15 protein-coding genes are annotated in these 19,839 nt (G+C 72.0%); 8 read left to right on the plus strand and 7 right to left on the minus strand.

Annotated elements, in window-relative coordinates; all coding sequences use genetic code 11:
* Positions 1-21: 21 nt before the first annotated feature.
* Positions 22-1,179: an FUSC family protein gene (locus MTQ12_RS01600; RefSeq protein ID WP_247423399.1), complete on the minus strand. Its 1,158-nt coding sequence runs from the start codon at positions 1,177-1,179 to the stop codon at positions 22-24.
* Between the two features lie 149 nt (positions 1,180-1,328).
* On the opposite strand from MTQ12_RS01600, the gene pepN reads away from it, so the two are divergent.
* Positions 1,329-4,025, plus strand: coding sequence for an aminopeptidase N (gene pepN / locus MTQ12_RS01605; RefSeq protein ID WP_247423402.1), 2,697 nt, complete (start codon positions 1,329-1,331; stop codon positions 4,023-4,025).
* A 171-nt stretch (positions 4,026-4,196) separates the two neighbouring features.
* Entirely contained in the window at positions 4,197-5,795 is a 1,599-nt protein-coding gene (locus tag MTQ12_RS01610) for a serine hydrolase domain-containing protein (protein ID WP_247423404.1), read from the plus strand.
* Between the two features lie 31 nt (positions 5,796-5,826).
* Here MTQ12_RS01610 and MTQ12_RS01615 read toward each other — a convergent pair whose 3' ends face one another.
* Positions 5,827-6,912, minus strand: coding sequence for an LLM class flavin-dependent oxidoreductase (locus MTQ12_RS01615; RefSeq protein WP_247423405.1), 1,086 nt, complete (start codon positions 6,910-6,912; stop codon positions 5,827-5,829).
* A gap of 357 nt (positions 6,913-7,269) precedes the next feature.
* Between MTQ12_RS01615 and MTQ12_RS01620 the strand changes: the two genes are divergently transcribed.
* Positions 7,270-8,223 carry a hypothetical protein gene (locus MTQ12_RS01620; protein WP_247423407.1) on the plus strand — a complete coding sequence of 318 codons (954 nt, stop codon included), beginning with the start codon at positions 7,270-7,272 and terminating at the stop codon, positions 8,221-8,223.
* Positions 8,224-8,278: 55 nt separating this feature from the next.
* Here the strand turns inward: MTQ12_RS01620 and gabT are convergent, their stop codons facing one another.
* The 5 genes from gabT to MTQ12_RS01645 form a co-directional block, all read right to left on the minus strand.
* Complete coding sequence (gabT, locus tag MTQ12_RS01625) at positions 8,279-9,643, minus strand: 4-aminobutyrate--2-oxoglutarate transaminase (protein WP_247423409.1); 1,365 nt, start codon at positions 9,641-9,643, stop codon at positions 8,279-8,281.
* 165 nt (positions 9,644-9,808) lie between these two features.
* A complete protein-coding gene (locus MTQ12_RS01630) occupies positions 9,809-11,062 on the minus strand; it encodes a glycine cleavage T C-terminal barrel domain-containing protein (protein ID WP_247423411.1) in 1,254 nt (417 codons plus the stop codon).
* A 46-nt stretch (positions 11,063-11,108) separates the two neighbouring features.
* A complete protein-coding gene (locus MTQ12_RS01635; RefSeq protein ID WP_247423413.1) occupies positions 11,109-11,654 on the minus strand; it encodes a hypothetical protein in 546 nt (181 codons plus the stop codon).
* 173 nt (positions 11,655-11,827) lie between these two features.
* Positions 11,828-12,430: an FABP family protein gene (locus tag MTQ12_RS01640; protein ID WP_247423415.1), complete on the minus strand. Its 603-nt coding sequence runs from the start codon at positions 12,428-12,430 to the stop codon at positions 11,828-11,830.
* Between the two features lie 178 nt (positions 12,431-12,608).
* A complete protein-coding gene (locus tag MTQ12_RS01645; RefSeq protein ID WP_247423417.1) occupies positions 12,609-13,400 on the minus strand; it encodes an ammonia permease in 792 nt (263 codons plus the stop codon).
* Between the two features lie 268 nt (positions 13,401-13,668).
* Between MTQ12_RS01645 and MTQ12_RS01650 the strand changes: the two genes are divergently transcribed.
* The 5 genes from MTQ12_RS01650 (at position 13,669) to pstS (ending at position 19,691) form a co-directional block, all read left to right on the plus strand.
* Positions 13,669-14,352, plus strand: a complete 684-nt coding sequence (locus tag MTQ12_RS01650) for a response regulator transcription factor (protein ID WP_247423648.1) — start codon at positions 13,669-13,671, stop codon at positions 14,350-14,352.
* On the plus strand, positions 14,339-15,253 hold the full coding sequence (gene mshD, locus MTQ12_RS01655) for a mycothiol synthase (RefSeq protein WP_247423419.1): 915 nt from the start codon (positions 14,339-14,341) through the stop codon (positions 15,251-15,253). Before MTQ12_RS01650 ends, mshD begins: the two co-directional genes overlap by 14 nt.
* Positions 15,254-17,398, plus strand: coding sequence for an RNA degradosome polyphosphate kinase (locus MTQ12_RS01660; RefSeq protein ID WP_247423421.1), 2,145 nt, complete (start codon positions 15,254-15,256; stop codon positions 17,396-17,398). It begins immediately after the preceding gene.
* A complete protein-coding gene (locus MTQ12_RS01665; protein WP_247423423.1) occupies positions 17,395-18,369 on the plus strand; it encodes an NUDIX hydrolase in 975 nt (324 codons plus the stop codon). Before MTQ12_RS01660 ends, MTQ12_RS01665 begins: the two co-directional genes overlap by 4 nt.
* A gap of 218 nt (positions 18,370-18,587) precedes the next feature.
* Complete coding sequence (gene pstS, locus MTQ12_RS01670) at positions 18,588-19,691, plus strand: phosphate ABC transporter substrate-binding protein PstS (protein WP_247423424.1); 1,104 nt, start codon at positions 18,588-18,590, stop codon at positions 19,689-19,691.
* The last annotated feature ends 148 nt before the right edge of the window (positions 19,692-19,839 follow it).

Here is a 19,839-nt window from a genome sequence, read left to right on the forward strand (position 1 = left end):
CGCCGGGTGCGCCGGGCACCCTCACTCGACCGGCGGGCCGTCGGCGGTGTCGTCGCTGAGCACCGGCAGCTGCTCGAGCGCGGCCTCCTCCGGCAGGCCGGCCGCCTGGAGCAGGTCGACGGCGAGCGGCCGCAGGAGCAGCACGAGCGTGCGGTCCTGCATGTCCGCGACGTCCCGGCCGTTGGGATCGAGCCGGGCGGCGACCTCGGACAGGAACTCCTCGGCCGGGGTGCGCGAGGTTCCCCGTTCGAGCGCCACCCGCAGGCGCCGCGCTCCCTCCCCGAGGTCGCGGACGAGCTCGGCGTGCTGCGGACGCTCGGTCCCGAGCTCGGCCATCGCCTGGGTCCGCCGGGCGACCACCCGCACCATCCGCATCGCGCGGTCGGTGAACTCGACGGCCCGGGCCAGGCGGGTCACCTCGGCCGCGTAGCGCCGCGAACGGGCGTTGATCCGGGTGGCCTCCTGGGAGATCCGCAGGGTCGAGCGCCAGGAATCGACGATCCCCTGGGTGTCCCGCGCCCGCGACAGGGCGCGCCTGGCGGCGTGGGCGTCGGCGCGGGCGAGCGCATCGGCGGATTCGAGCAGGGTCTCGGAGATCTCGGTGAGCAGCGAGGACGCCTTGTCCCGCGGGCCCTTGCGGGCGTCGTTGGGGACGATGAGCGCCATGAGGATCGCGACGACCGCGCCGACGAGCGCATCGACGGTCCGGTCGAAGGGCTGGGCCGCCGCGGCCTGCGGCACGGTGATGACGTAGACCGACTGGACGCCGATCTGGGTGATGAAGATGCCCCCGGAGTTGATCATCGTGCCGACCATCAGACCGAGGATCATCGTCACCGCGAGCTGCCACAGCCCCGACCCGAAGGTCACGAGCATGAGCTCCCCGACGAGCACCCCGGCGGTCGCCCCGAATCCGATCTCCATCGAGCGGCGGACCCGGCGGTCGGCGGTCACCCCGGTGCCCACGGCGGCGGCGACCGCGGCGAGGAAGGGGTACTCGTGGCCGAGCACGACCTGGCAGAAGGCGTAGGCCAGCGTGGCGCCGACGGTGACCTGGAGGAGCTGGGACAGATTGGCACGGGTGCGGCGGGCGCCCAGGCGGGTGCGGTTGCGCAGATGCCCGGCCGCCTGCCCGGGCCAGGCGCTCGGGCGGAGCCGACTGCCGTTCTCACGACTCACGCAGTTCTCCCTCCTGTGGCATGCTGGGACGCAGTGTCGCCGACAGCGGGACCCGTTCTCGGCGCGGAAGCGGCGGCGCGGGCCGGAACCCGGTCGGTGCCGCCCAGGACCACGGCGTCCGTTCGGGGCACCGTGTCGAAGGAGGCTCCATGACGACCAATCTCACCCGCGACGAGGCGCGTCATCGCTCCGACCTGCTCACGGTCTCCCGGTACGCCACCATCCTAGACCTCTCCTCCTGCGCCGATCCGGAGCAGCGCGAGTTCGATTCGGTGACCACCGTGGAGTTCACCGCCGCCCGGTCGGAGCCGACGTTCATCGACATCATCGCCGCCGGGATCGTCGAGGCGAGCCTCAACGGCGCCCCGCTCGATCCGGCCGAGGTGTTCGACGGCGCGCGGGTGCGCTTCGTCCCGCGGGCCGGGGAGAACACCCTGCGCATCCACGCCCGGGCGCTGTACTCGCGGACCGGCGAGGGGCTGCACCGCTTCTTCGACCCCGCCGACGACAGCGTGCACCTCTACACCCAGTACGAACCGACCGACGCGCGCCGCGTGTTCGCGAACTTCGACCAGCCCGACCTCAAGGCCCGCTTCGCGTTCACCGTGCTCGCCCCGGACGACCTCGTGGTCCGCAGCAATGCGGTGCTCGCCGAGCGCAGCACCCCCGATGCCGGCATCGCCTGCCACGAGTTCGCCGACACCGAGGTGCTCTCGAGCTACATCACCTGCGTCATCGCGGGGAACTACGCCGAGGCCCGCACCACCTACCGGCACCCGGTCACCGGGGAGCCGATCGAGCTCGGCCTGCTCACCCGCGCCTCCCTCGCCGAGCACATGGACGCCGAGGAGATCTTCCGGGTCACCGCGCAGGGCCTCGACTTCTTCCACGCCGCCTTCGACCTCCCCTACCCGTGGGGCAAGTACGACCAGGTGTTCGTCCCCGAGTACAACCTCGGCGCGATGGAGAACCCCGGGCTCGTGACCTTCACCGACTCGCTGATCTTCCGCGACAAGGTCACCCGCTCGATGCGCGAGTCGCGGGCCAACGTCATCCTCCACGAGATGGCGCACATGTGGTTCGGCGACCTCGTCACCATGCGGTGGTGGGACGACCTGTGGCTCAAGGAGTCCTTCGCCGACTACATGGCCGGCCTCGCGCTGGCGGAGGCGACGGAGTACACCGACGGCTGGGTGACCTTCGCGCTGCGCCGCAAGGACTGGGCGTACCGGCAGGACCAGTACCCGACCACCCATCCGATCGTCGCCGACATCCCCGATGTCGAGGCCGCGAAGCTCAACTTCGACGGCATCACGTACGCGAAGGGCGCCTCGGTCCTCAAGCAGCTCGTGACCTTCGTCGGGCGCGCGGCGTTCCTCGACGGCAGCCGCCGCTACTTCCGCGCCCATGCCTTCGGCACCGCGACGCTCCAGGACTTCCTCGGCGCCCTCGCCGAGGCCGCACCCCACCGCGACGTCCACCACTGGGCCGACGCCTGGCTGGGCACGGTGGGCGTCTCCGAGATCGAGCTCGCCGTCGAGACCGCCGAGGCCGGTACGGGCGGGGAGACCGGGGACGGCCCGGGCGGGGAGGTGCTTTCCGACATCCGTATCCGGCAGCGCAACACCGAGCCCGAGCCCGAGGTGGTGCGCCCCCACCGGCTCGCGATCGCGGCCTTCGACCGGGTGGGCCCGGTGCTCGAGCGCTCGAAGACGTGGACCCTCGATTTCGCCGTGCCGGACTGCGACGTGCCGGAGATGCTCGGCACCCCGCTGCCGGCGCTGCTGCTGCCCAACGACGGCGACCTCGACTACTGCAAGGTCCGGCTCGATGCGCGCTCGACGGCGACGGCGCTGTCGAGCGTGTCCCGGCTGGCCGATCCCCTGCACCGGGCGCTCGTGTGGTCCGCGCTCGGCAATGCGCTGCGCGACGGGCTGCTGCCGGTCGAGGACTACCTCGCCGCGTACTGCCGCGCACTGTCGAAGGAGACGCACCCGGGGATCGCCGCCGGGCTGCGCACGACGATGCTCACCGCGCTCGACCGCTGGGCCGACCCGTCGGGTCGGCCCGCCGCGGTGGCCGGTGCGCTCGGCGCTGCGCTCGATTCCCTGGTCGCCGCCGAACCGGGGTCCGACGCGCAGCTCGACCTCGCCTCCACCGTGCTCTCCCTCCTCGCGCGCACCGCGGGCGGGACGGGCGAGCCGGCGGGCGCCTCGGGAACGGATCCGGCGGTCGTCGCAGCCCGCGAGTTCGCCTCGACCCTGCTCACCGGCCGGCTCGAGGAGTTCCCGGGTCTCGAGATCGACCATGCGCTGCGGTGGAAGGCGCTCATCGCGCTCGCCGCGCTCGGCTGGGCGGATGTCGCGGAGATCGCGCAGGAGGCGGCGGCCGACCGCACCGGCTCGGGCGCGCTCCACGCCGCGACGGCGCAGGCCGCGCGGCCGCTGCCGATCGTCAAGATGCGGGCGTGGGAATCGCTCACCGGGGACGCCGAGCTCAGCAACGACATGATCTCCGCGGTGATCGCCGGCTTCACCGCGCCGAGCGCCCTGCCGCTCACCGAGCCGTTCGTCGGGCCCTACTTCGAACTGCTCGACACGGTGTGGAGCACGCGATCGATCGAGATCGCCCGCCGGCTCGTCGTCGGCCTCTATCCGCACGGCTCGCAGCGGCCTGCGGACGTGCTCGAACGCACGGACGCCTGGCTCATGCGCAATCCGGAGGCCCCGGGTGCGCTGCGCCGGCTCCTCCTCGAGCTCCGCGACGACCTCGCCCGGTCGATCCGGGTGCGCGCGGCACAGAGCCGGACGACCTCCCTCGGGACCTCGCAGGGCGCGCACGGCTGAGGCGGCGGCTGTGGCTGAGGCGCTCGTCACCCGGGCACGGTTGGCTCGGGCGCGCGGCGGGCTTCTGCACCTCGTCATGTGATCCCGGTGGGGAAACCCATTCAGGTGGTCGGGCTTTCCCCACCGTCCCGCGGGCGGAGCGGTGGATAGCGTGACAAGCAGGAGGTCCCCATGTCCACTGCTCCCGCCCCGTCGTTCAGCCCCGCCGGTCCCTGCCGGCCGGTCGTCTCAGCGTTCGCCGCGGTTCTCGCCCTCGGCATCGTCCTCGCGCTGACCGTGGCCGGCGCACCGCTCCACACCGGCCTCGCCGCCGCGCAGGAGGCGAGTGCCGTCGGCACCGTGACCGACACAGGCGCTGTCACCGACCCGCGTGAGTCGGACCGGCAGTCGTATCCCGGGCTCGAACGGTTCGTCGCCGGGCTCGATGTGCCCGGTGCCGCCGCCGCGGTGGTGAGCGAGCACGGGATCGAGGAGGCAGCGGTCACCGGCTCGATGGCGGCACCCACGACCTCGGACGGCGACGGTACGGGGGCACCGGCGGGCGCCTCGGCGGCGGTGCGCTGGGGCTCGGTGTCGAAGGGCATCACGGGATCCGTCGTCGACGAGCTCGTCGAGAGCGGTCGCGTGGGCCTCGACGACACCGCCGGCTCGGTGCTCCCCGGACTCCCCGACCCAGTACGGGACGTCACCGTCCGCCGGCTGCTCACCCACACGAGCGGGCTGAGCCATGACCTCGGCGCGACGGATCGACACCGGCCCGGGGCGCACGCGCTCGACGTCCTCGACGATGTGCCCGCCCCGCGCGACCCCGGTGACGGGTTCCGCTATGCGAGCACGAACTACCTCGTCCTCCAGGCCATCGTCGAGGAGATCACCGACGCGCCCTTCGCCGAGGCGGCCGCCGAGCACGCCCGCGGCTGCGAGGCCGAGATGGAGGCGGGCGCCGTCCCGTTCCTCGGATTCACCATGCCGGCACCCGAACGCTGCGACGGCACCGGCCTGGGCTACGGATACCTCGGCGGCGACCTCGGCGAGCTCGCCGCCTGGGCGAGCTGGAATCTGGGCCCGGAGGGTGCAGAGTTCCATGACCGGTCCCGCGCCGCCGCGGCACCCACCGGCGCGGCGACCGAGCACGCCATCGCGCCGCGCTATGGCTTCGGGTGGAACTACGATGCGGCGGAGATCGCCGGGGCCGCGGTGGAGCGGATCCACCATTCGGGCGCGGTGCCCGGGGCGTTCACGCGAGTGGAAGTCCTCCCCGCGGAGGGGCTCGCCGTCGTCCTGCTCGTACCCGAGTACGGCGAACCGGGGTCGACGGCCGTCGCCGAATCGGCGAGCACCCTCGCCGCCGATGTGCTCGGCGACGCGGCGGCCGGCGGCGGCGCGGATGCTGGGAACGGTTCTGATGCGGGCGGTGGCGCGGCAACCGACGGAGGCTCTGGATCGGTGCTCTATTCGGCGCTCGTCGTCGCCGTCCTCGCTACGATCCTCCTCGCCGTCGGCTGGTGCGTGGTCCTCCTCCGCACCCCGTCACCGCGCCTGGCGGTGTGGGGCTGCGCGGTCTCCCTCGCCCCCTGCGCAGCTCTGACCGCGGCCCTCGTCCTCGCGCTGCCGGCCGCCACCGGGCTCGACCTCACGGCGCTGTTCCGCTGGGCACCGGACCTGGCGAGCGGTGCCGTCGCCGTCGCCGCGCTCCTCGGGATCGCCGCTCTCATCGGCGGGATCCGGGTGCGCGGTGGAGTCGATGGGGCTCGCCCCGCCGCCGCGTAGTACGCGTCCCGGCTCGGGCGAGCTGCGGAGCTCAGCCCAGGAACTCGCCGGCGAGCAGCTCGAGGGTGCGGGTGCGGCCGGGCACCTCGTCGAGCGGGTCCTCGGGCCGGGCGCCGGCGACCGGGTGGATCATCACCTCGTCGACGTCGAACCGGGCGGTGGTCTCCTGCAGCTGCGCGGCCGCCTCGGCGGGGGTGCCGACGATCCAGGTGCTGAGCATCTTCTCGGCGAGCTCGCGGTGGCCGACGCTCATCTTCTCGGCCACGTCCGCGCCGACGAGGGGCAGCGTGGTGATCGGGGCGCCGATCCGCAGGTTGGCCATGGTGAACATGTACGGCTCGGCGAGCGCGAGCGCCTCCTCGCGGGTGTCGGCGACGACGGCGTTGACGGTGAGGAAGGTCGTCGGGGCGGACACCTCGGGCTGGCCGGCGTGGGCGGTCGGGGTGAAGGAGTTCCGGTAGAGGTTGAGGGCGGCCTCGGTGCCGTGGCCGGAGAAGTGGTGGGCGAACACGTAGGGCAGGCCGAGCGCGGCGGACAGCTGCGCGGAGTACCCGCTCGAACCGAGCAGCCACACCTGCGGGGCGGCGGTCATCCGCGGGGTCGCGGCCAGCCGGTGCTCGCGGCCGCCGAACATCGGGACCGCGGCGCCCTCGGGCGAGAGCAGCGTGAGGGTGTCCATGACGTGCTGGGGGAACTGCTCGACGGGGTCGATCTGGTTGCCCTCGCGGTCGACCATCCGGCCTTCGCCCAGGTGACCGCGCATCGCCATCGAGGTGATCGGGTCGGTGCCGGGAGCGCGGCCGATGCCCAGGTCGATCCGGTCGCCGTAGACGGCGCTCAGCAGCGCGAACTGCTCCGCGACGGCGAGCGGGGCGTGGTTGGGCAGCATGACGCCGCCGGAGCCCAGGCGGATCCGCTCGGTGCCCTGCCCCAGGTGCATGAGCTCGATGCCCGGGGAGGTCGAGGCGACGGATTTCATGTTGTGGTGCTCGGCCACCCAGTAGCGGGTGTAGCCGAGCCGGTCGGCGGTCCCGACGAGCGACTTCGAGGCGTGCAGGGCCTGCGCGGTGGTCTGGTCGCCGCGCACCGGGATGAGATCGAGGACGGAGAGCTTCATGTCCTGGACAACAGGAGCACCCAACGAAACATTCCAAGCCCAGCCCCACCGTCCCAGCTCCCCTCCCGCACGTCGAGTGGTCACAGATCCCTGATTCGGAGGTGCGGAATCGTGGATCTGTGACCACCTGAGCACGGCGCAGAGCCGCTGACCGGGTCGCACGTCGTCAGGTCACAGCGGTGCGACGCGAGGTCACCGGCAGGCCGACCGCGGAGTGCTGTCCACAGGTCGTGGCGATCGGTCGACCCCGCCGACGCGTCGGACTTCACTGGGAGGACCGAACAGGCCCGGACGCACTCCCGAACGACGGCGGTCCGGCACCCGCACCGCCGCCTGCTCTCCCCCGGAGGACCCCTCATGCACCGACGCCGCGCCGCACCGATCCGCGCGACTCCGCTCGAACTGCCGCGGATCATCACCCGCTCCACTGCGGAAGAGACCGGCCACACCCCGTACTTCTTCGACTCGACGCCGTTGGCCGAACGCAGCATCTACGGCGCTCACGAATCCGCGTCCTCGAGCGAGACCGTGCTCGTCCCCGAGTGGGTCGACGACGGGTGGATCGAGACCTATCGGCGGGCCCGACAGCTCGCGGCAGTGCATCCCGCAGCGGTGTTCTGCTCGCTCACCGCTGCGGAGCTCTACGGCCTGCCGCTGCCGGCGCGCCACCGCGGGGGCGCTCTCCATGTCCTCACGCGAGCGACCGGGAACCGCACCCGGATGCGGAACACGATCGGTCATCGCAGCGACCGGCTCCTGGCCCGATCGGTGCACGATCTGCAGCTGAATCATCCGGCCTACGTGCTGCTCGAACTGGCCGGTCTGCTCGACCGGTGGACCCTCGTGCGGGTCTGCGATGCGATCGTGGGCGGATGGAACGGCCCGCCGATGACGACGATCGACGACCTCCGCGCATTCGTCGCCACGCAGCGCCGCTACACCGGCAAGCGGACGCTCGTCGACGCCGCGGCGAGCGCACGAGCCGACGTCGATTCCCCGAAGGAGACCGATGTGCGGCTCACCATCGTGCGGGCCGGCCTGCCCGAGCCCGAGGTGCACCCGGAGATCCGGCTCGCCTCCGGCCATCACGTCTTCCCCGACCTCGGATACCGCCGGGAGCGGGTCGTGCTCGAGTACGAGGGACGCCACCACCGGAAGAAGGGCCAGTGGGACTACGACATCGAGCGCTACGACGATCTCCGCGACATCGGGTACCTCGTCATCCGGATCACCTCCACCACCCCGGAATCGACATGGCTGGGAAAGCTCGAGCGCGCACTGGAAACGCGTCAGGTGGTCACAGATCCCTGATTCGGAGGTGCGGAATCGTGGATCTGTGACCACCTGACGGCGGTACGGGGCGGACTCAGCCGAGGGCGTCGGCGAAGGCCTCCTCGAGGACGTCGAAGGCCTCGTTGAGGAGCTCGTCGCTGATGGTCAGCGGCGGGAGGAAGCGGAGCACGTTGCCGAAGGTGCCGGTGACGAGCACGAGCACGGCGTTCTTCGCCGCGTACGCCGCCACGGCTTTCGCGAGGTCCGGATTGGGCTCGATCGAATCCCTGGCGACGAGCTCGATCGCCTGCATCGCACCGCGGCCGCGGATGTCGCCGACCTCCGGGTGCTCGGTCTGCAGGCGCACCACGCGCTCGGTGATGATCTCCCCGATCTGCAGCGCGCGGGCGACGAGGTCGTCCTGCTCGTAGGCCTCGATCGCGCCGAGGGCCGCGGCGACCGCGGTCGGGTTGCCGCCGTAGGTGCCGCCGAGTCCGCCGGCGCCCACCGAGTCGATGATCTCCGCGCGGCCGGTCACGGCCGACAGCGGCAGACCGCCAGCGATGCCCTTGGCGGTGGTGACGAGGTCGGGCTCGATGCCCTCCCACTCGCTGGCGAACATCTTCCCGGTGCGGGCGAAGCCGGCCTGCACCTCGTCGGCGACGAACACGATGCCGTTGGCGCGCGCGTACTCGACGAGCGCGGGGAGGAAGCCCTCGGCCGGGACGATGAAGCCGCCCTCGCCCTGGATCGGCTCGATGACGAGCGCCGCGACGTTGTCCGCGCCGATCTGCTTGTCGATCATCGTCATCACGCGCGTCGCCGCGTCCTCACCGGACACCTTGGTGCCGGCCGCGTCGTTGTCGCGGTAGGGGTAGGACATCGGGGCGCGGTAGACTTCGCCGGCGAACGGGCCGAAGCCCGCCTTGTACGGGTGGGCCTTCGCGGTCATCGCCATGGTGAGGTTCGTCCGGCCGTGGTAGGCGTGGTCGAACACGACGACGGCGTCGCGACCGGTGTGGGCGCGGGCGATCTTCACCGCGTTCTCCACCGCCTCCGCACCGGAGTTCAGCAGCACGGTGCGCTTGTCGAAGCTGCCCGGGGTGAGCGCGTTGAGCTTCTCCGCGAGCTCGATGTAGCCCTCGTACGGGTTGACCATGAAGCAGGTGTGGGTGAAGGCCGACAGCTGCGCAGCAGCCCGCTCGACGACCCGCGGGTTCGAGTTGCCGACCGTGGTCACGGCGATGCCGGAGCCGAGGTCGATGATCTGGTTGCCGTCGGCGTCCTTGAGGATGCCGCCGCCGGCGGCGACCACATAGGCCGGCAGGCTCGAGGCGACACCGGCCGCGACGGCCTTGGTGCGACGGGCCTCGATCTCCTGCGACCTGGGGCCGGGGATCTCGGTGACGATTCTGCGTTCCTGCGGCAGCGCGGTGCCGCCCAGCTCTGAGGTGCTCATACTGGGCACATTAGACCCATTCCGGCAGGGTTGTCATACCCCGGCACCCTGCCGCAAGACGGGTCGGGGCACCCGGCACCGAGCCGACCGGACGCGTGCTCGCGCCCCACGCCGGGCCGGTGACGGTGATCACCCGGCGGCCGCGTCGACTCCCGGCACCGTGTCTCAGCGGTGGCGCTGGTCGACGTCCCGGTTGATCTTCGGCACACCCGACCGGTTCTCCCGCTGCGCGGCGACGATCGGCTCGGGGGCCGCAGTGATGACCACCCCGCCGTCGACCTCGACGAGCAGCTGCTCGTCGACCGGCAGGCTGCGCTTGACGAGGGCGAGCGCGATCGGACCCAGCTCGTGGTGGAGGGCGGCCGAGGTGATCCGTCCCACCGCGCGCACCGCACCGCGGACCTCGGCGCGCACCTCGGCATCGGGGGCCGGCAGGGCGTGGGCGGAGCCGTCGAGGTGGAGGAACACGAGGCGCCGGGGCGGCTGTCCGAGGTTGTGGATCCGCGCGACGGCCTCCTGACCGCGGTAGCAGCCCTTCGCGAGGTGGACGGCGGTGCGGAGCACGTCGAGCTCGCCGACGAGCGACTTGTGGTCGACCTCGGGCAGACCGGGGCGCCAGGCCTCGATCCGCAGCGCCTCCCAGGCGTCGCGGCCGACGACCTCGATGCCGGCGGCGGCCGGGTCCCAGTCCGCGAGCGCGGCCCGGTCGCACACCGCGATCCGGAACGCGTGCTCACCGCCGGGGTGCTCCGGCGAGGCCACGGGCATCCCGAGGTCGAGCGCGGCGTAGGAGGCCGAGCCCTCACCGATCTCCGGCCACGGGTCGGCCCACACGATCGCCGCGGGCAGGCCGCCGGGCACCGCGGCCGAGGCGGGTGCGGCTTCGAGCCGGGCGGCGGCGAAGCCCAGGCACTGGTAGTCGGCGGAGACGTCGGCGAGCTCGACGCGCATCATGAACTTCATCGATTCGAGGAAGCCGAGCGCGGCCGCGGCGTCCCCGTCGGTGAGCAGCCACAGGCGCTCCCCGTCGTCGTGGATGCGCAGCCAGTGCTCGATGTGCCCGGTGGGCGAGAGCACGAGGGTCTCCGTCGACTGTCCGGGGCGCAGGGTGTCGATCTTCTGCGTGGTGAGCGAATTGAGCCAGGTGAGGGCGTCGGGCCCGGTCAGGGTGAGGACGCGGACGGCCTGGAGGTCCGCGACCGCGCGGCCCTGCGCGAGCAGGCGCTGCTCGCGCAGCGGGCCGCCGAAGTGGGCGACCTCCCCGGCGTGCGCGCCCTCCCCCATGACGGCGCTCGAGCGCGGGAAGCGCAGGACGTTGGGCAGCACGGGAGCGGGACCCGGCGCCTCGGCCTGCGGCGCCTGCGCACCGGTCCGGACTCGTGGCTCGCGCTCCTCGGGGGCGGCGGGGTGCTGGGTCATCGTCGTGCTCCTCTCGGTCTCGCTGCGGGGTGTCGCACCGGGGTGCTCACACGAGGTTGCGGATGAGGTCGAGGAGATCGAAGTTCTCGATCCCGTCCCGGACCCACTCCTGCAGATCGCTGAAGGTCTTGCGGACCGGCGCCACCCGGCCGTAGGCGTCGTCGAGGGCGAGCTCGAGCTCCTCGATCGCATCGCGCACCGCCGGCAGCAGGCCGTCGGTGTCGATCTCCGAGATCGCCGTGCGCACCTCGCCCAGCCGATCGATCGCGCCGGGGGCGGCCCGGATGACGTCCACCGAGTCCTCGATCGTCGTGCGCCATTCGCCCACCGTACTGCCCGGGTCGCGCAGGCGCAGCGTCTCGAAGTCGAGGAGCACGGCGGCGTCGCTGAGGACGGGGGCGACCTCCTCGGTGAGGACCTGCATCTGGTCCACGGCGGTCGCGGTGGCGGTGAGGTTGCGGCCCAGCCAGGGGACGGCGGTGAGCTGGGCGAGCGGCACCTCGGCGAGCTCCGCCTCGGCCTGATCGAGCTCGGACCGGGCGCGGTCGAGGTGGCCGGGCAGCGCCGCAGGATCCTCGGCGAGGGCCATCATGTAGTCCTCGGCGGCGGCCGAGGCGGCCTCGAGATGGCCGATGAGCGCGTTGACCCGGACCGTGGTCAGGGCCGCGAACGCGAGGAGTGCGAGCAGGACGACGGCGAGGACGAGGGCGACCGCACGGGTACGCGCCCGGCGAGCCGGACGAGCGCCGATCTCCGAGGAGGGGATCAGGAGACCTTATTGAGGCGGGCCGAAGCGTGCGTGGTGATGTCCTGGCCGAGCGCGGCCATGTCCCACGCCCACATGAGCTCACCGTCGACGAGGCCGTACATCCGCGTCGAAGCGGTGTACTCCTTCGCCGTGGTGGTGCGGGCGACGACATCCGTGGCGAGGTCGATCCGGGGGCCGGCGACCCGGCCGGCGTAGAGCTCCATGACGCCGTGCGGGTGGGCGATCTCGACCTCGATCTCGAAGTCGCCGTCCGCGCCCCGCAGGCCCTCGACGGATTCCGCCGTGGTGAAGGGGGACTCCTCGGTGGGGACCATGAGGCCGGGGCCGGCGTCGTACTCGCGCCGCGGCCGGACGAGCTGCCAGATCCCGGTCTCCAGGGTCAGGGTGTCCGCCGGGCGGCCGTCCTCGTCGAGCAACCAGGCCTGGGCGGTGTAGTGGAGGAACGGGGCCCGAGCGGGTGCGACGAAGTCGATGCGCTGGCCGAACTGCCGCTCCGGGGTGCCCGGATAGCCGACCACGCCCACGCCCTCCCAGGAGCCCAGGAGCCACGACAGCGGCACGAGCTCCGGCTGGAGGTCCGGATCGAGTTCGATGGGCATGCCGCTCAGCGGGGGGTCTTGAAGAGGTTGGTGATGACCTTGGCGGCCACTCCGGCGGTGCCGAGACCGGCGAGCACGACGAGCGCGGTGAAGAAGATTTCGAGCATCACGAGGTTGTCCATGGCGCCCATTGTACCCATCGGCCCCACCCCGCGCGCACGCTGCCGGAGAGGGCTCCTCAGCGGAAGAGGAGGATCCGCTCGATGACGTAGACGACGATCCCGCCGAGCGCGATCGGTGCCGCACCGAGTGCCATCTGCACGGCGAGCAGGCGCGCCTTGTCGCGGCGTCGTTCCTTCCGCAGCTCGCGGGTCTGCAGGCGGCTGCGGGCGACGAGGCCGAGGATCCGGTCCGTCGCGGCGACGAGCAGGCCCATGGCGAAGCCCAGGCCCACCGCGCCCCATAGGTTCAGGCTGCCGTCGACCATGATCGTCGCGGTCACGGCAGCGCCGAGCACGGCCAGGAGCAGGGCCAGCGGCGAGGTGTAGCGCGGCGGCCACGGCACCACGGTCGCCGCCTGGGCGAGGAGGATCGCGACGAGGCCGACGATCACCGCCTCCTTGTCCCCGGGCACCTGGATCGCCCCGACCCAGCTGGCCGCCGACAGCACGATGACGAGCCCGGCGACCTGGGCGGACACGTTGACGACCGCGTGCGAGGCGCCGATCCCGCGCACGAGGTTCTGCACGAAGGCCCAGAGCAGGCCGACGCCGGCGACGATCGGCAGCCAGTCGAGGTACGGCGCGGTGGGCGCGAACCACACCGTGGCCATGCCGACGACGCCGAGCACGAAGAGCATGATCGTGGTCGCGCGCGGCTGCGGGGAGTCGGTGAGGCGGGGCCACCCGTACGCGAGCGCGGCGGCGACGACGACGCACGCCAGCGCGAAGGGCATGATGCCGAAGTAGATGGAGACGCCGAGGGCCGCCGTCAGGCACAGGGCGACCACGATCCGGATCCAACGCATCATTCCCCCATCCTGCCAAACCGCCGGCGCAGGCGGTATTCGGCGCTCGTCGGCACGCCGACACCGGAGCCCGGATCCGCTCGACCCGGGCGACCGCCCCGGCACCCGTCCCGCCCGCCGGTCCGGCAGATGAGTCGCCCGGGCTGCCCGGTATACTCGCCAGGGCCAGGACAGGTTCGATGCAGGAGGTGCCGAGAGCGTGCGCATACTCCATATCGCCCCGGAGGGCCAGGGCATCGCCCCGGAGGGCCACGGACGCGACTGCGCTGCTCTGCCCGCACTCGACTACCTGCCGCACACCGTCCACTCCGCATGCCCGGACCCGGCGTCCCTGCTCGCCGCCCCACCGGCCGACGTCGCGCTCCTCGATGCGACCGGGGACCTCGGCCTCGCTCCCACCATGGCCTCGCGGCTGGCCACGGTGGGCATCGATCTGCCGCTCATCATCGTCCTCACCGAGGGCGGCCTCGCCGCGGCCAATCCGAGCTGGAACGCCGTCGACATCGTCCTCACCACCGCCGGACCGGCGGAGATCGACGCCCGCCTGCGCCTGGCGGAGATGCGCGCGGTGCCCCGCGAGCCCGCCGACTCCCCCGTGGTCGCCGGCTCCCTCGTCATCGACGAGGGCAGCTACACCGCCTCCGTCGCGGGCCGCCCGATCGACCTCACCTACAAGGAGTTCGAGCTCCTCAAGTTCCTCGCCCAGCACCCCGACCGCGTCTTCACCCGCGCCCAGCTGCTCCAGGACGTGTGGGGCTACGACTACTACGGGGGCACGCGCACCGTCGACGTCCACATCCGGCGCCTGCGCGCCAAGCTCGGCTCGGAGCTCGAGTCCGCGATCCACACCGTGCGCAACGTCGGATACCGCTTCAGCCCCCCGGCGGCCCCCGAGCCGGTCGTGGCCCTCGCCTCCCCCATCCACTCACCGGAGGACACCGATGTCAGCGCCTGAGATCCGCCCCGCGACCGCCGCGCCGGACACCCTGCCAGCCCTGCTCGCCGCCGCCACCCGGGCCGACGGCTCCCCACCCCTGTCCGACGGGCTCCTCGAGGCGCTCGCGCAGCCCGCCGCCGGCACCCGGATGTGGACGGCGACCGACGGTGCGGAGCTCCTGGGCTTCGGAGTCGCCGCGGCCCAGGGGGAGCGCGGCGCCGCCGAGGCGACCGTGGCCCCGGCCGTGCGCGGCACCGGACTCGGCGGGGACCTCGTGCGCACCATGGACGCCGACCTCGCCGCCGCCGAGGAACCGGCCTGGTTCTGGTCGCACGGCGACCACCCGGCCGCCGCCCACCTCGCCGCCGAGCTCGGCTACACCCGCGGTCGCGAGCTCCTGCAGCTGCGCACCGACCCCGTGGCCGAGCTCGACCTGCCTGCGCCCGCACCCCCGGCCGGGGTGACGATCCGCCCGTTCGCCCCCGGCGACGAGGACGAGTGGCTGCGGGTGAACAACGCCGCCTTCGACTGGCACCCCGAGCAGGGCCGGCAGACGCGCGCCGATCTCGACGCGATCGTCACCGCGCCCGGGTTCGTCCCGGCCGACGTCCTCATCGCCGAGCGCGACGACCGGGTCATCGGCTTCCACCACACCAAGCTCCACCGCGACTATCCGTCCGGCACCGTCACCGGTGAGGTCTACGTCATCGGCGTCGACCCCGCCGTGCACGCCTCGGGAGTGGGCCGCGCCCTCACCGTCGCCGGCATGCACCACCTCGTCGACTCCGGGGCCGAGGTCGTCGAGCTCTACGTCGAGAGCGACAACACCCCGGCGCGCCGCCTCTACGAGTCGCTCGGCTTCGTCCACACGATCGTCCACGTGAGCTACGCACCGCCGGCCACCGCACAGGAGTCCTGAATGTACGACGTATCGGCCTTCGGGCTCGAGCACGAGCTGCCCGCTCCGCCCGACCGGTTCCTCGATCGCGAGCTCAGCTGGCTGGCGTTCAACGAGCGGGTCCTCGAGCTCGCCGCCGACACCTCGATCCCGCTCCTCGAGCGGGCGAACTTCCTCAGCATCTTCGCGTCCAACCTCGACGAGTTCTTCATGGTCCGCGTCGCCGGCCTCAAGCGCCGGATCGCCACCGGGCTCGCCGTGCCGTCGATCACCGGCGCCCAGCCGCGGGCCGTCATGCGCTCGCTCGGCAAGCACGCGCACGTCCTCATGGAGCGCCACTCCGAGCTGCTCAAGACCGACATCGGCCCCAAGCTCGACGCCGAGGGGATCTTCTCCGTGTCGATCGCCGACCTCACCGCCGACGAGCGGGCGAAGGTCGACGAGTTCTTCGAGTCCCGCGTGTTCCCCGTCCTCACCCCGCTCGCCGTCGACCCCGCGCACCCCTTCCCCTACATCTCCGGGCTCTCGCTCAACCTCGGCGTGCTGCTGCGGCACCCGCAGTCCGGGGCGGAGCTGTTCGCCCGGGTCAAGGTCCCGCAGGTGCTGCCCCGGTTCATCAACGTCTCGGAGACCGCGGACTCCCGGCAGGTGAGCCCGGAGTTCCCGGCGCGGTTCATCGCGCTCGAGGAGATCATCGCCGCTCACCTCGACCGGCTGTTCGAGGGCATGGAGATCGTCGACCACTCGCTGTTCCGGGTCACCCGCAACGAGGACGTCGAAGTCGAGGAGGACGACGCGGAGAACCTCCTCAAGGCCCTCGAGAAGGAGCTGCTGCGCCGCCGCTTCGGACCGGCCGTGCGCCTCGAGGTGACCGACGACCTCCACCCGCGGGTGCGCGAGATCCTCACCCGCGAGCTCGGCATCGACGAATCCGAGATCTACGAGCTGCCCACCCCGCTCGATCTCCGCGGACTGTCCGAGATCACCGACATCAGCCGCGACGACCTCCACTTCCCCAAGGCGGTCCCGGCGATGAACCGGGACCTGTCGCGGGCGGAGACCTCCGAGCAGGTCGACATCTTCGAGGCGGTGAGCGAGCGCGACATCCTTCTCCACCACCCCTACGACTCGTTCTCCACGAGCGTCCAGGCGTTCCTCGAGCAGGCGGCCGCGGACCCCAAGGTGCTCGCGATCAAGCAGACCCTCTACCGCACCTCGGGCGACTCCCCGATCATCGACGCGCTCGTCGACGCCGCCCAGGCCGGCAAGCAGGTGCTCGCGGTCGTCGAGATCAAGGCGCGCTTCGACGAGGAGGCGAACATCACCTGGGCGCGCAAGCTCGAGCGCGCCGGCGTGCACGTGGTCTACGGCATCGTCGGCCTCAAGACCCACGCGAAGCTCTGCCTCGTCATCCGCCAGGAATCCACCGGACTCGTGCGCTACTGCCACGTGGGCACCGGGAACTACCACCCCAAGACGGCCCGCGGGTACGAGGACTTCGGACTGCTCACCCGCGACCCGGAGGTCGGCCAGGACCTCACCAAGCTCTTCAACCAGCTCTCCGGCTACGCCCCGCACGCCGACTACTCCCGGCTCCTCGTCGCCCCCAGCCGGGTCCGCGCGGGCCTCATCGAGCTCATCGAGTCCGAGACCGAGCACGCCCGGGCCGGGCGTGAGGGGCGGATCCGGATCAAGGTCAACTCGATCGTCGACGAGCCGATCATCGATGCCCTGTACCTCGCCTCGCGGGCCGGGGTGCGGATCGAGCTGTTCGTGCGCGGCATCTGCGCCATCCGCCCCGGGATCCCGGGGCTGAGCGAGAACATCACGGTGCGCTCGATCCTCGGCCGCTACCTCGAGCACTCGCGGATCTTCGTGTTCGGCACCGGCGACCGGATGGTCGCCTACATCGGCTCGGCCGACCTCATGCACCGCAACCTCGACCGCCGGGTCGAGGCGCTCGTACGGCTGTCCGCCGCCGAGCACATCGCGGAGGTCGACGGCCTGTTCGACCTCGCGTTCGCCCCGACCACCTCCTCGTTCCACCTGGGCGCCGGTGGCATCTGGTCCCGGCATTCGCGCGGCCCGGACGGGGAGCCGCTCACCGACTACCAGTCCGAGCTCATCCGCCGGCACCACCGGCGCCGGGCGGTGGACCGCGCATGAGTCCCAGCGCAGTCACCAACGCTGGGGAGTCCGCCCGCCTCCAGGCCGATGTGCTCGCCGCCGGCGCCGTGTGCTGGCGCGAGGGCGCGAGCGGCCTCGAGGTGCTGCTCGTCCACCGGCCCCGCTACGACGACTGGTCGTGGCCGAAGGGGAAGGTCGACAAGGGCGAGACGCTGCCGGAGTGCGCGGTGCGCGAGGTCGCGGAGGAGACCGGGTACCCGATCCACCTCGGCCTGCCCATGCCCTCGGCCCGCTACACCGTGGGCCGGTCCCTGACCAAGCACGTGAGCTACTGGGCGGCCGAGGTGAAGAGCGAGAAGCGACCGCGGCCCGACAACCCCAAAGAGATCGACCGCGCGGAGTGGTTCCCGGCCGGCGTGGCCCGCGGCAAGCTCACCCGGTTCGCCGACCGCGAGCAGCTCGACCGGCTCGAGCACGCGCACTCGACCGGCGCGCTGCGCGCCTGGGCGCTCATCATCGTGCGCCACGGCAAGGCGTTCCCCCGCTCCAAATGGCACGAGACCGAGCACGTGCGGCCGCTGCTCGCACTCGGCACCCGGCAGGCCATGGCGCTCACCGGCCTGCTCGCCGCGTGGCGCATCAAGCGCGTGGTGTCGAGCCCGTGGAAGCGCTGCGTGGCGACGCTCAAGCCCTACGCCGCCTCGGCCGGGAAGAACATCAGGACGGCCGGGCCGCTGAGCGAGAAGGCCAATGCGGCGAAGCCGAAGAAGACCGCGCAGACCCTGGAGAAGATCCTCGAGAAGGGCCGGCCGACGGTGCTGTGCACCCACCGCCCCGTGCTCCCGACGGTGCTCACCACGCTCGCCGAGCACGCTCCGGCCGGGCTCGCCGAGCGGCTGCCGGGCAAGGACCCGTACATGAACCCCGGAGAGATCCTCGTCGCATACGTCCGGCCCGGGCCGGTTCCCCGAATCGTCGAGTTCGAGCGGTACCGGCCGATCGACGCCTGAGCGGCCGCCTCGGGCACGGCCCCGGATCAGGGAGTGAGGAGCGCTGCGAGGCGCGGATCACCGACTGTGATCAACGCCTCAGCACTTGGCGGCCGAGTTGTGCCCCCGTTTACCGTCCGTTCACCTTCCGAGGGCCTCACGGTCACGCATCGCTCCTAGCGTATGGATGTACGCGGGGCGCTGCCCCGGTCTGAAGCTCCTCGACGAAAGGCATCTTCGTGAAGATCACGCGACTTGCTCCTGCTGCGGCTCTCCTCGCCGTCGGCGCCCTGACCCTGTCCGCCTGCGGCGGCTCCAACGGCGGCTCCAACGGCGGAGGTGAGGGCGGAGAGGGCGGCGACAGCGGCTCGATCGCCGGCACCCTCATCGGCGGCGGCGCCTCCTCGCAGGAATCGGCCATGACCGCCTGGGTCGAGGGCGTCAAGAGCGAGCACGCCGACCTCACCGTCCAGTACGACCCGGTGGGCTCCGGCTCGGGCCGCGAGGGCTTCCTCAACGGCCAGTACTCCTTCGCCGGCTCGGACGCCGCGATGGACGACGACGAGAAGAGCCAGGCCGAGTCGATCTGCGGCCCCGAGGGCGTCTTCCAAGTCCCGGCCTACATCTCCCCCGTCGCCGTGGCCTACAACCTGCCCGAGGTCTCCGAGGCCGTGAAGATGGACGCCGACACCATCGCCAAGGTCTTCACCGGTGAGATCAGCAAGTGGAACGACGAGGCCATCGCCTCGCAGAACGAGGGCGTCGAGCTCCCCGACATGGACATCACCGTCGTCCACCGCGCCGACGACTCGGGCACCACCGAGAACTTCACCGAGTACCTCGCCGCCGCCGCACCCGACTCCTGGACCCACGACGTCGTCGAGGCCTGGCCCTCCGACATCGCCGCCGAGTCCGCTCAGCAGACCTCCGGCGTCGTGTCGCTGACCAACTCGACCGAGGGTGCCATCACCTACGCCGACGCCTCGCAGGTCGGCGAGCTCGGCACCGTGGCCGTGGGCGTGGGCGAGGAGTACGTCGAGTACTCCGCCGATGCCGCCGCGCAGGCCGTCGAGTCGGCCGAGCAGGCCGAGGACGGCTCCGTCGAGCTCGACCGCGACACCGAGGAGGCCGGCGTCTACCCGATCGTCCTCGTGTCGTACCACATCTACTGCAAGCAGTACCAGGACCAGGAGACCGCGGACCTCGCGAAGGCCTTCGCGACCTACGTCGTCTCCGAGGCCGGCCAGTCCGAGGCCGAGGGCGCTGCGGGATCGGCTCCGATCTCCGCCGGCACCCGCGATGCGGCCATGCAGTCCATCGATGCGATCGGCGTCCAGGGCTGATAGTGTCCACCACCTGCGGCGATCACTGACGATGCAGCCACCGGGTCACAGCTCCATCTGACCCGGTGGCTGCATTGCGCAGGTTGCACATCGATCGCCGCCCTGTCGTTCCACCCACCCGTGAGCGGATCAGCGCCGACCGGGGCAA

This window comes from Brevibacterium sp. R8603A2, assembly GCF_023072605.1.
Classification (GTDB): Bacteria; Actinomycetota; Actinomycetes; order Actinomycetales; family Brevibacteriaceae; genus Brevibacterium; species Brevibacterium pityocampae.